Origin of the sequence: Undibacterium sp. TC9W, assembly GCF_049339865.1 — a bacterium.
Lineage (GTDB): Bacteria > Pseudomonadota > Gammaproteobacteria > Burkholderiales > Burkholderiaceae_D > Undibacterium.
This window is the reverse complement of sequence record NZ_JBMPPJ010000008.1, coordinates 193,034-205,436: the sequence shown is the minus strand read 5'-3', so window position 1 is coordinate 205,436 and position 12,403 is coordinate 193,034. Positions and strand designations below refer to the sequence as shown.

Below are 12,403 nucleotides of genomic sequence, written 5' to 3'. Positions count from 1 at the left end.
CGGAGTTGAAATTCAGAAATAATGGGATGCTGTCCTTGCCTTTGCTGGCTCTGGGCCTGGTCGCTTGCAGCAGCAATCCGCAGCAGGCGCATAATTCACGTGAACTTGCGCGTGACCAGGAAATACAAAAAGTACTGACGCATGTTCATCAGTGCAGCCCTACGCTGAGCCTGCGTTCACAGGCATTGACGCCGGAAGATGAGCGCAAGTCTTGCGAGATGCTGGGCGCGCTTGAGCAACAGTTTCATGGCATCTTCGGTACCGCAGGCAAGCCGGTGAAGGATGACCATAATGGCAGCCTCAGAGCCAATATCTACCAGTCCAAGGAAGACTTCATCAAATACGCGACCCAGCATTTTGATATGCCGACCAATAACGGTGGCATGTATCTGGAAGGTTATCCTGAAAGACCGGGCAATCAGGCCGAGTTTGTCGCGAACCAGAAAAAAGATGGCAGCGTACTCAATCTCGGCCATGAATATGTGCATTACCTCGACGGTCGTTTCAATCTGTATGGGGATTTTTGTGCGAATCTGCATGACTCGCACGCGCCGCCAGAAAACTGCGCCAAACCTGCGCCACTGACACCTTATCTGGTGTGGTGGACTGAAGGCATCGCTGAGTATGTTTCCAGGGGCAAGGATAATCCGGCTGCCATCAAGCTTGCGGGAGAAAAGACTTATGCACTGAGCCAGTTATTTGATACCGGCTATGAAAACAATAATGGAACAGGCAGGATTTATAGCTGGGGTTATCTCGCAGTGCGCTTTATGCTGGAAAAGCACAGGCCAGAGATAGAGCAGATGCTGGTGTTCACACGCAGTGGTGACTACCCGCGCTATCAATCTCTGGTCAGGTCATGGGGCACAGGCATGGATAAGGAGTTTGCGGCATGGCTGGATAGCCTGGCTAAAGCGTAGTTGGGATGAAGCCGGGCACTCGCGCCCGGCTTCATTTTTCAAGCAACTAGATCTCAGTAGCCAGCAGATTTCGATTTTCTTGGCACGGGCACAAAATCAAATTGCCATTTGACCGGTGTTGCCTGGTCATTGACTTTGACAGTCTGGCTTAGTGGCGGCTTGATGCTCCCCAAATTTGGATGCCAGGCCTTGATTTCATAATTACCATCTGGCAGTTTATCCAGCATGGCAGCACCGTTCTGATCCGTCTTGACGAAGTAGGGTGTGTCCAGCACCAGCACATAGGCACGCATCCAGTTATGCAAGAGGCAATAGACGATGACGATGCCGGGTTTGTCGAAGATCACAGGTGGTGGTACCACGCCGCGTTCGTAAGTCTTGATTTCAAATTCCTTGGTCGCAGAAAAAGACTTCACATGATGTTCCATCTTGTCATAGTTGGGAAACTTGACTTGTGAACCCGTGCGTATCGCCGTCACATACGGTGAAAACTGCATATCGTTTTGCGATATGGTGGCCTCGGTTTTTTCTGAGACTGGCAAGGGCGCGCCTATTGGTGTCGCATATACAACGACATCACTCATGGCATTGCCATTTTTATCGACTGCCTGGAAATTCAGTTTGGCTGCGTGTGCCAGCATGGGTGAACTTGCAGCCAGCGTCAATGTCAACCTCAGCGCCAGGGAGAGCAAGTTACGATACTTTTGCAGAAATAATAGCTTCATCTTTTTTACCGCCTTTAGATTGCTTACTTGGTCACGATGGGACGCTGCATGGGTGCCAGTTTGGCGATCAGCTTGTTTTGCACGGATGATGGGACATCATGTTTTTCCATGGCGATCTGCAAGTCTTCTGCCAGTGCATTGAAATGGGCATTCGTGACTTGCATATCCTTGTGCGTTTCTGCCATGCTGCGGCCGCTGTATTTGCAAGGGCCACCGCTGAGTTCACAGAATTGTTCGGTCAGCAGGCTAGCCAGTCTTTCTGTATCTGTTTCCTTGAAAGCCTTATTGATGCGCGCATCATCGAGCACGATGGCAACGAAGGAATTGACGAAGGTACTGATGCCGGTTTTGCCACCCAGACTTTGATACAGGGCGTCATTGCCGGTTTGCGCATGGGCAGACAAGCTGGTGAACAAACTGACAAACAAGGCGGAAGCGGCTATGGTTTTGCACAGGCGGGAGAGAATATTCATGATAGGTCTTTTTTATAGATAGTCAGTGGGCGCTCAGAATCCTGCTTGCAGGGACAAGTACCAGCCACGCTGATTTTTTGGATTGAAGATGGTGATGTCACCTAGCGTCGCATAAGCCGCCGTGACAGATACATTCTTGCTCGGGAACCAGGCGACAAACACGTCGTAATAATCTTTTTCATTATCCACCCCCAGATTGCGCGGTTTCATGCGGTACTCGGCACCAACTGCCAGCTTGCGGTTGAGCAGATAGGCAACTGAGGTTTCCAGCATGGGTTTATAGCTGTCTTTCTTGTCGCCACCAAAGCCCAGTATGCCCATCTGATTGGCTTTGGTCATGCGCAAGGTACCATTCAGCAGCAGGCTTTGTTCGAGCAGGATCTTGGTCGCAGAAACATAGTAATCAACGCCGCTGTCATCCTTTGCACCGAGTTGCTTGACGTTAGTCACACCCAGTGCACCGAGGCCACCTATGCCTTTGTTGCGCTTGTACATGGCACCAACGGCGATTTGTGGCATCCAGCTATCCTGGTCATACACCGCATCACCGGCAACTTTGACTTTGACGCCAAAAATATCCTGTTTAATATTCAGCGCATTCAAAGGGACCAGTGAGCCTGTGAATTCCTGGCTGGCGAGCGACAGCTCTACCCGGTCGGCAATGCCGACCGCGACGCCATAAGTTTTCAGGCTGTAGTCCTGGGTGTTGACTTGTGTGTAGTGGGCATTGGCACCGTAGCTGTCGCGGCTGCCATAGCCAGTAATCAAGGCCCATGGAGTGAGGCCACCGCCACCTGCACCTTCAAGCTGGCTGACACCACCTGTGGCTGTCAGTTTGCCCATGTCCGGTTTCAGCATGTCCTGGGCCAGGCTGGCCTGCATGCAGAAGACGCTACTGCCTGACAAGGCCAGGGCGACGAATTTTCTCTTCATTTGCATTATATTTCCTCTTGATCAAGCGGCAATTTCACACGGGAACCGTGTATCTGCTATTTGTACGAAGACTACTGAAAATCAGATTCAGATTTAATGCAAAAAAAAAGATAAAAATATCAGGGTTGCGCCTTGGGGAAAACGATGTCGCGTTTCATCGGAGCCAGCAAGGCCATCAGGCGGTTTTGTGTGGTAGATGGAATGGCCAGTTTGTCCATGGCGATCTGTACATCTTCTGCCAGGGCATAAAATTGTGCAGCATTGATACCTAGACCCTGATGCACGGTTTTCATGTCATCTCCACTGTATTTGCAGGGGCCAGCACTGATGACACAAAATTGCTCTTTCAGTAATTGCGCCAGTCTGGGGATATTGGTTTCCTTGAAGCTGGCCTTGATGCGTTCATCCTGCAAAATGATGCTGACTGTTTCATCAACGATCTGACTGATACCGCTTTCACTACCCAGCGCCTGATACAGGGTTTGCGGTGTAGTCTGGGCCTGGACTGCAGAAGTGTCTGTCATTACCGCAAACAGCAAACTGGCAAGTGCGGGAGTAGGTGATATAAATTTCATGTGCTTAACCTCAATTGCCGATTTGCAGTGACAAGTACCAGCCACGCTGGTTCTTTGGATTGAAGATGGTAATGTCACCCAGATTGGCATAGGCTAGTGTCAGTGAAACTGATTTGCTGGGGAACCAGGCAAGGAAGGCATCGTAATAAGCCTTTTCATTATCGACCGCGAGATTTTGCGGTTTGCTACGGTATTCGACGCCAGCGACTAGCTTGCGGTTGAGCAGGTAAGCGACCGATACTTCTGGCAATAACTGGTAATGGTTGCGCTTGTCGCCGCCAAAGCCCACCAAGCCCATCTGGTTGGCTTTGCTCAGACGTAAAGTGCCATTCAGTAGCAGGCTATGATCGAGTATCAGCTTGGTGGCCGACAGATAATAATCAATGCCGCTGTCATCCACTGCACCCAGTTGCTTGACGCTGGTGATACCCAGTGCCTCCAGACCTTTGACAGCATGATTGCGTTTGTACATGGCACCGATGGCGACCTGGGGCTGCCATTTGTCCTGATCCGTGACCAGGTCACCGGCAACTTTGAGTTTGATGCCGACTATATCTTGTTGTAATTCCAGTTTGTCGAGAGGGGCCAGGCTGCCTGTGAATTTTTGTGTTGCCAGTGACATTTCGATTTTGTCGGCAATACCGATAGCGACGCCACTAGTCTGCAGGCGATAGTCCTGGGTGCTGACCTGGGTGATATGGGCATTGATGCCATAGCTGTCTTCACTGCCATAACCGGTAATCGTCGCCCATGGTGTCAGACCACCACCGCCTGCGCCTTCCAGTTGTATCACGCCTCCGGTCGCCAGCAATTTGCCTTTGTCCGGCACGGGCAGACCTTGCGCCATGGTGATACTGGCGCAAGCGGGCAGAGCAATAACGAGGAGAGATTTCAGGCGCAGCATGGGGGCTATTCTCACGGCAGTTCGTGGTAATCCAGCCTGTGGCTGGAGCTGGCTCCTTTATACAAGTTAGTCAGGTGTTGCACAAGACCAATTAACGCTTTGCAACAAGTGTGTCAGGTTTATGAATTACGGCTTCCCTGGTCATGGCCTGGAGTCTGGCTTGCGCCTTTGCCTGCCCCAGCCTGGCCGCTTCCTGCAAATCAGCCTGCTCTTGCGCACCTTGCAGCATCGCCAGCTGGCTGAACAAATTGTAGGCCAGATGGTAGTCACGCCTGTCCAGGGCAACATCGGCGAGGACACTGATGGTCAAGGCATAATTGCGTGAGCCAGTCAGCCGTGATAACTGTTCCAATGCTTCATGCAGCATCTGGTCTGCCGCGTCGAGCGAACCCATCTTGCGCAAAGTGTCGCCTATTTGCATCAGGCAATTGCCTATGCTGGGTGCCCAGCCTGTGGGTTTGGCCAGCTTCAGTGCTTTTTGCAGCCATTCCAGCGCAGTTTCAAAATCATTTGCCTTGCTATAGCTATAACCTATATTCGCTGCGGTCAGGATGGCACGGCGTATCTGGCCAGAATCGAGACAGGCCTGATAAGCCTTGCTCAGGTAGGTGACAGAATCATCGAGCTGCCCATTCAGGCCAGTATACAGACCCAGAAAATCATCCATCAGGGCCGTCAGGCCAGGGTGGATTTCTTTGGGGGTATTCCTCGATACAAAATAGCGGTCGAAGTAGGATTTGGCCAATTTATCATCACGTAAAACCGCCACCCGGGCCAGGGCAGCGGCTGTACATTGCTTGCGCAAGACATCATCACCCTTGCTGGCTTCATCTATGGAGATGGCCATCTCTATGTCACATTCAACATGCTTGCCCTGGTCAGAGAAGATGAAACCAAGCATGCGATGGGCATCGCTGAGGGCGGCCGGGTCGAGATGCACGTCAGGGTGGCGCAATATGGCCTGGATGATGGCTGCTGCACTATCGAGATCAGCATGCAGCCACTTTTCTTCTGCCCTGATCAATTGCAGGCGCAGATAGACCAGGGCTTTGTCGGTGTCCGTCCTGCTGGAAGTATTCAGCATTTTGCTGACCTGTTCGCACAGGTTCAGGGCGCGGCTGCTGTCGCGCTGACGCAGGTGCCAGGCCAGTGTCAGCAATTCGTCGAGTTGTTCTTGCGTCACCGTTCCGGTCAAGCGCTGCTCTAACTGCGTAACTTCGCTATCGGTGGCGTATAAGTCCATGGTATGTTGGTTGCTCAAAAGAAATTTTTCATCAGAGTAACCGATTCATTTTATAAAAGAAATGGAAGAAATTTAAGCTGGCCTTTGTATTTTGCTTTGATTTAACCAGTCCAATTACCACAATACGCAAGATTTAATCTCTGTGTTGTCACATAAGTTGGTTTTAACAATTTTTAACGGTATATACTAAAGCCCCCTGATTTTTTCTTCATGTATTTTGCCGCCTTGTATGGCCTGAAATAGCAGGGGGCGAGTTGCGCAGGATGCCGGACAGGAATTTCCGATCGCTTTTTTTGAGCCTGATTGAGCCCAAGTATGAGTCGTTCTTCTTTGCGTCGAGAATTGGTGATACCCATCATCGTCCTGGTGATAGGGGTGTCTGCCGCCATAGGCTGGGTCTCCATGAAGGCCGGGACAGATGCCGTCTATACCCTGACGCAGCGCATACTTGGCGATATGGTCAACCGTATCAACCTGGCGACCGAAAAACACCTCGATGGCGCCCTGATAGCGCTGGAGTCAGTCGCACCCAGTCCCAGCAATTTGCCCAAAGAGCAGAATTTTTCTGCGGACATGAAAGCCCTGGAAGAAAAATTCTGGGCGGCCAGTGGCTTGTTCATGGATGTTAACAACTACGTGTATTTCGGTGGTAGCGACGGGCGCTTTGTCGGTGTTTACCGAATTTCCAGGGAAATGGTGCAATTGTTCTGGCGTGAACCAGATGGTGACAAGCGCACGGTTTTCCGCGTCAGCCATGTCGGTGACCGCTCGAACATCTTGCGCAGCGACGATTTTGATCCGCGTTTGCGCCCCTGGTACAAGATTGCACAGACCTCGGAAAGACCGGTCTGGTCAAAAATCTATAATAATTTTTCTTTCCATTATCCGACTATCACACTGGCAAAATCGGTCTTTAACAAGAACCATGAATTTGCCGGTGTCATGGCAACCGACCTGACGCTCAAGGAATTATCGAATTTCCTGCGCAAGCTCGAAATCAGCAAGAACAGCGTCGCCTATATTGTCGATGCAGATGGTTATATCGTCGCCACGTCTGGCCAGGAACTGCCTGAACGCACGGTGAATGGCGTGCCTGAACGCATGCGTGCCATCGACATGAAAACACCGCTGATCAGCGAGACTTTCCAAAGAGTCAGCGACATGAAATTGCAGACTACCCAGACGCAATCCATGGAACTCAGCAATGGCACCATTGATGTGGCGATTTCTCCACTGGGTAACAAGCAGGGTTTGAACTGGCTGACCGTGGTTGCCGTGCCGCGTGCTGACTTCATGAACAGTATCAACCAGGGTTTCATGCAGAGTATGGTGATTGCCCTGGCCTGTGTGATCTTTGCTCTCACCATAGGCTTGACCATCGTCGAGCGCGTGATACGAGATATACGAAAACTGACTTCTGCTGCTGAAAAATTTGGTAATGGCGAACCCATGCCCAGCATGCAAATTCGCCGCACAGATGAGATAGGCACACTGGCCCAGACTTTCATGGAGATGGAAAACAAGCTGCGCTATGACAAGCTGACGCAGGTGGCGAACCGTGAATCCCTGTTCACACAGATTAATTACCTGCAAAAGCAGGCCCTGGAAAATCCTGGTGCCAGTGAAGGATTTACCCTGTTATTCATAGACCTGGACCGCTTCAAATACATCAACGATAACCATGGTCATGATGCTGGTGACAAGGCCCTGGTTGTGATTGCTGCCCGTTTGCGCTCTGCTATCCGTGAGACGGATGAAGTGGCACGTTACGGCGGTGATGAATTCGTGTTGCTGCTGAAAGATACCAAGAGCTCTATCGATATCAACAATACCGTAGAAAAAATCTGCAATGTCGTCGAGCAGCCGATTGCGCTCGAAGACATCGTCGTCAGCGTCGGTGTCTCAGTAGGCTGGGCCAGTTTCCCTGAGGATGGCAGTGATTATGTGCGACTCATCAAGATCGCCGACAGCCGCATGTATAACCGCAAGCGCGACCGCAAGTCAGGTCAGTTCGTACATCTGGCCTGATTGTTCTCTGATTCTTTTGAATTTTGTTACAGTCCACTAGTTTGCTGGTTTTGCTCCTGCCATTTTGCGAGCCAGGCAGGCATGTCGGTTGAAGGCATGGGTTTGCTGATGTAATAGCCTTGGGCTTGGTCGCAACCCAGCTCCTTCAGCAAATTCATGACCTCCATATTTTCCACGCCCTCGGCGACGACCCGCAAGCCCATATTGTGCCCCAGGTCTATGGTGGATTTGACGATCTTGGTATCATCAATATCCTTTTCCATTTTGAGTACAAAAGATTTGTCTATTTTCAGTTCATGAACCGGCAGACGCTTCAGGTAGGCCAGAGATGAATAGCCCGTGCCAAAATCATCGATAGACAGCTCAAAGCCCATGGCATGTAATTTGTCCAGCGTCTGGAAGGCCCGTACCGGGTCATCCATGATGGCACTTTCAGTGATTTCCAGGCAAAACGAAGCAGCTTTTACTTCATGGTCTTGCAATATCTGGGCAAATTTGCCCGGCAAATCCTGGTCCAGCAAATCTCGGGTAGAAATATTGACCGAGATTTTCAGTTGTATGTCTTGCTGATGCCATAGGTGGCAGACTCGCGCTGCTTCGTTCATGACCCAGTGCGTCAGCTGGCGTATGAAGCCGGTTTGCTCGGCAAAAGGGATGAACTGATCGGGGAAGATAAAACCACGCTCAGGGTGTATCCAGCGTACCAGTGCTTCTACCGCAATCACCTTGCCCTGATCCAGCTCCACCTTTGGTTGTACGTATAAACGGAAAGCCTGCTGTTCCAGCGCTGCCCGCAATTCGCTGAGCAAAGACAGGCTTTGCTGGCTGGATTTGTCAATGTCGGGGGAATAGATGACTGCGCCACTATTGCCGAGTTTTGCCGCATACATGGCGACCTCAACCCGGCTCAGCAAACTCTGGGCATCCCCTGCATGTTCAGGAAAACCAGCGATGCCTATGCCGGCACCAAGATCAACAGTCTGGTCTTCTATGGAGATGGGTTTTTCCAGTGAGCGCAAGATGCGGTTTGCCAACTCTAGCGCATCTTCCTTCGCGCTATTTGGCAGCAGGATGGCAAATTCATCACCGCCGAGCCGGGCTGGTTTTGTGCCACCAGCCCCCAGTTCGGCTGATAAGCGTATCGCAACCTGGTTCAGCAGTACATCACCAAAGCGGTGTCCCATGACGTCATTCACATGCTTGAAACGGTCGAGGTCCATCATCAACACATAGCAGGACTTTTCATGGGAACGTGCGCTGGCAATGGCTTCTTCCAGCATGTCGGTAAACAGTGCCCGGTTCGGCAGATTGGTCAGGGTATCCCAGTAAGCCAGCCGGCTGATTTCTTTTTCACGCTGGGCAATACCATCACGCATGGTCATGAAGGTGCGCGCCAGATCACCAATTTCATCTTTTTGTTTGACGTTGATAGTGGCCGTGTAATCACCTGCACCCAGGCTGCGCGCAGTTTCTGCCAGTTGCCTTACCGGCCCGGTAATGCGGCGCGCAGTGATGGCACTGATGATGCTGGCAACGACGGCAGCAAGTACCGTCAGTAGCAAGAGATTACGCTGCAATTCCTTGTAAGGAGCAACCGCCTGGCTGATCGACAGTTGCAGCACGGCGATGGTATTGAACTGTTCGTTCTGTGCCAGTCTGAGTATGCGGGCGCTATACTGGTCGTCATCGATTTGCAGGGCAGGCAGATAATTGACCAGTTTGTCAGCAACAGGTAATTGCTGGGCCAGCTTGTTGGCGTTGTCATCACTGAGACTGGAAACATTGGCGAGCCAGCTCCCCTGTTTTTCAGAAGTCAACAAACTGATTTGCATCCGTGATAATTCATGCATATCGGTCACCAGGGCCTTTCCTATCGGGATGGCCATAATTACCCAACTGATGGTGACCGGTGCTTCGATAGGTACCACTACCATTTGATAGGGATTGCCATCGACGATCGCCGTGCTGGCAGCACTGCCGGTTTTCTCTGCGGTCTGTATCAGTGAGGCAACCGATTGTTGCAGGCTATTGCTTAATTCATTGCTTGTACCATTGTCGCGGCTGGTTTTACTGGTATTCGAAAACGCTGTAATTTTCCTGTCCAGCCCGACCAGCATGGTCAGCTCAGAACCTATGCGGCTGCCATGATTGGACAGGGTAGAAACGATGGTTTCAGTATCATGTGTGCCTATGGCTTCGCGGAAGGCATAGTCCTTTGCAAGGAGTATGGCACCCTGTATGAGTTTTTGTGCATTCTGATCTAGCAGGCGCAGCAGGAATTTTTCATTGATTTTCAAATTCTCTTCAACTGCAGTGCGCGCATTTCTGTCTATCGCACTGCCGATGGCAAAATAGGCTGCCAGCTGTACCGTCAATAGCAAGCCTATGAAAAGAGTGACAACCCGGTTTTCCAAACTATGCAAACGCATGAACTTTCCTCTTGGTGTGCGTGGGAAAAGTATCTCCTGCTGACCCAGCCTTGAAATTAACCCGCCTTGTAATTCAATTTTACCGTCAGGTTGGGGCCATTGCCTTCGATTTGTATATTTTGCTCTTGTACTGTTGCCGACGATGGTTGTTTGGGATGCCAGGTTTTCAATACATATTTGCCAGCGGGGATCGATGGCATGCGGGCAGTGCCGTTAGCATCGGTCTTGGCAAAATAGGGTGTATCGACGACATGGATATAGGCAACCATCTGGTCATGGATATTGCATCCCACCACAACGGTGCCGGCTTTGTCGAATACCACGGGTGCAGCAGGTTTGCCTGAATATAGTTTCAATTCAAAAGGTTTGGCCGGAGAAAATGAATAGGCGTGATGCCTGACCGTGTCATTGTTGGGGAAGGAAACCGAGGTGCCGGTTTGTACCACGGTCACGAAAGGCATGAATTTCTTGTCTTTTTGCTGAATCTCCGCAGTGGCTGACTTGGCAATCTGCGGGCTGCCAACAAGTTCTGCATAGACCACCGCATCCGGCACGGCCTGCCCGCTGGCATCCGTGACCTGGATGCTTGAATTGGCATGCGCAGTTCCAGCCATGATCAGGCTGCTTGCGATACAGACCAGGGTGAGGATGCAGGAATTGGTACGCGAACGTTTCATGGCTACACCCTGGCAAAAAATGATTGAAATGAGTTTTGCTTATATTACTTTAGTTCGATTACTTTAGTTCGATACCTGCATGAATGCCTACACTATTTGCAAATGGGTCTTGACGCATATTTCGTGCAATTTTGTAAAAATATGTCTCTGGATGAATTGTTTGCAGAATATCAGGTAAAGCCAGCCCTGAATTGTTATACTATTGTATAAGGGCAATTTGCGCGCATTGCTTGCGTGTGGTGGATTGTTGCTGGCGAGTTCGTACTGGTAATTTATGCAAGGATCGGCTGGAATCGGCAGGAAGATGCAGGAATACGGGGCATGGAATCAATCATTAAACACCTGGTAGAAATTACCGGGCATCGCGATCACGACTTACTGAATATTTCAGTAATTACTGCGCTGCGTCAATTGACCAACGCGGAGTCGGCGCGGGTGCTGGATGTGGTTTCTGTTGGTCAGCAAGTCTTCATCAAGCCGCATATCAGCATAGAAAACGACAACGTTTCGATTGCTGACGAAACCCAGGCGTCCCCTGCTTCGCATGATTCCATCGAGCTTTATCCTCACTTGAAAGAGGGTATTGCACAGAAGCAGCAAATCATAGAGCAAGTCATAGAAGGCGGCAAAATTATCTGGCTGCCGATCTGGATCAATGACAAATTGCATACTTGTCTCGAAATCTACAAGCCCGCGAATTACACCACGACGGCGATGGAAGTCGTCAATGGCATGCTGATTGTCTATCGCAATTTCCAGAACCTGCTTGACTATAGTGAGCGCGACTCACTGACAGGTTTGCTGAACCGCAAGACTTTCGACGATAATTTTTCCAAGGTCCTGCGCAGCAGTGCTTTGCAGCAGCAGGCCAGCACAGAAGCTGAGCGGGCAGAAGAAGAACGCCGCAGCCATGAGCCTGAGCGCCAGCACTGGCTGGCTGTGCTTGATATTGATCACTTTAAGCGCGTGAATGACCAGTTCGGGCATCTGTATGGTGATGAAGTGCTGATCCTCATCGCCAATCTCTTGCGCAGTTCTTTCCGCCCCTCAGACCGCCTGTTCCGTTTTGGCGGTGAAGAATTCGTCATCTTGCTGCGTTCGACTTCGCAGGAAGATGCCAATACTATTTTCGAACGTTTCCGCCAGAATGTGGAACAGCATTATTTCCCCCAGGTTGGCACGGTCACCATCAGCATAGGCTATGCCCGCATAGACCCATTTGAACCTGCCGTCGCCATTGTGGGCCGGGCTGACCAGGCGCTGTATTTCGCCAAGTCTAATGGCCGCAACCGCACGTGTTTTTATGATGAACTGGTGTCCAGCGGTGATTTGAAGACTGAAGTGTCCAACGATACCGCTGAATTCTTTTAAGACTGAGCCTGGCCTGGTCTTGTTTGACAGCTCAGTTGATGAATGAGTTGATTGATGAATTGATGAATTAATTAATAAAATGGCGCTGCAGTGTTGCAGCGCCATTATTTTTTGTGCGGGAGAGT

11 protein-coding genes are annotated in these 12,403 nt (G+C 50.6%); 3 read left to right on the top strand and 8 right to left on the bottom strand.

Annotated features, from left to right (window positions below; translation table 11 throughout):
* Window positions 1–5 precede the first annotated feature (5 nt).
* Window positions 6–920 carry a collagenase gene (locus tag ACO0LN_RS14015; RefSeq protein WP_422974726.1) on the top strand — a complete coding sequence of 305 codons (915 nt, stop codon included), beginning with the start codon at window positions 6–8 and terminating at the stop codon, window positions 918–920.
* 53 nt (window positions 921–973) lie between these two features.
* On the opposite strand, the gene ACO0LN_RS14010 is transcribed toward ACO0LN_RS14015, so the two are convergent.
* The 6 genes from ACO0LN_RS14010 to ACO0LN_RS13985 form a co-directional block, all read right to left on the bottom strand.
* Window positions 974–1,645, bottom strand: coding sequence for a methylamine utilization protein (locus ACO0LN_RS14010; protein ID WP_422974724.1), 672 nt, complete (start codon window positions 1,643–1,645; stop codon window positions 974–976).
* A 23-nt stretch (window positions 1,646–1,668) separates the two neighbouring features.
* Entirely contained in the window at window positions 1,669–2,118 is a 450-nt protein-coding gene (locus tag ACO0LN_RS14005) for a group I truncated hemoglobin (RefSeq protein ID WP_422974722.1), read from the bottom strand.
* A gap of 33 nt (window positions 2,119–2,151) precedes the next feature.
* Window positions 2,152–3,000 carry a DUF3034 family protein gene (locus tag ACO0LN_RS14000; RefSeq protein WP_422974900.1) on the bottom strand — a complete coding sequence of 283 codons (849 nt, stop codon included), beginning with the start codon at window positions 2,998–3,000 and terminating at the stop codon, window positions 2,152–2,154.
* Window positions 3,001–3,170: 170 nt separating this feature from the next.
* The gene (locus ACO0LN_RS13995; protein ID WP_422974720.1) at window positions 3,171–3,626 is read right to left on the bottom strand and encodes a group I truncated hemoglobin; all 456 of its coding nucleotides are present in this window, start codon (window positions 3,624–3,626) and stop codon (window positions 3,171–3,173) included.
* A 10-nt stretch (window positions 3,627–3,636) separates the two neighbouring features.
* The gene (locus ACO0LN_RS13990; RefSeq protein WP_422974718.1) at window positions 3,637–4,530 is read right to left on the bottom strand and encodes a DUF3034 family protein; all 894 of its coding nucleotides are present in this window, start codon (window positions 4,528–4,530) and stop codon (window positions 3,637–3,639) included.
* A gap of 91 nt (window positions 4,531–4,621) precedes the next feature.
* On the bottom strand, window positions 4,622–5,773 hold the full coding sequence (locus ACO0LN_RS13985; RefSeq protein WP_422974716.1) for a tetratricopeptide repeat protein: 1,152 nt from the start codon (window positions 5,771–5,773) through the stop codon (window positions 4,622–4,624).
* A gap of 315 nt (window positions 5,774–6,088) precedes the next feature.
* Here ACO0LN_RS13985 and ACO0LN_RS13980 point away from each other — a divergent pair, with 315 nt between their 5' ends.
* Window positions 6,089–7,801: a diguanylate cyclase domain-containing protein gene (locus ACO0LN_RS13980; RefSeq protein WP_422974714.1), complete on the top strand. Its 1,713-nt coding sequence runs from the start codon at window positions 6,089–6,091 to the stop codon at window positions 7,799–7,801.
* A 26-nt stretch (window positions 7,802–7,827) separates the two neighbouring features.
* Here the strand turns inward: ACO0LN_RS13980 and ACO0LN_RS13975 are convergent, their stop codons facing one another.
* Window positions 7,828–10,230 carry an EAL domain-containing protein gene (locus tag ACO0LN_RS13975; RefSeq protein ID WP_422974712.1) on the bottom strand — a complete coding sequence of 801 codons (2,403 nt, stop codon included), beginning with the start codon at window positions 10,228–10,230 and terminating at the stop codon, window positions 7,828–7,830.
* 56 nt (window positions 10,231–10,286) lie between these two features.
* Window positions 10,287–10,907: a methylamine utilization protein gene (locus ACO0LN_RS13970; protein ID WP_422974710.1), complete on the bottom strand. Its 621-nt coding sequence runs from the start codon at window positions 10,905–10,907 to the stop codon at window positions 10,287–10,289.
* Between the two features lie 321 nt (window positions 10,908–11,228).
* Here ACO0LN_RS13970 and ACO0LN_RS13965 point away from each other — a divergent pair, with 321 nt between their 5' ends.
* Window positions 11,229–12,278: a GGDEF domain-containing protein gene (locus tag ACO0LN_RS13965; RefSeq protein ID WP_422974708.1), complete on the top strand. Its 1,050-nt coding sequence runs from the start codon at window positions 11,229–11,231 to the stop codon at window positions 12,276–12,278.
* Window positions 12,279–12,403 lie beyond the last annotated feature (125 nt).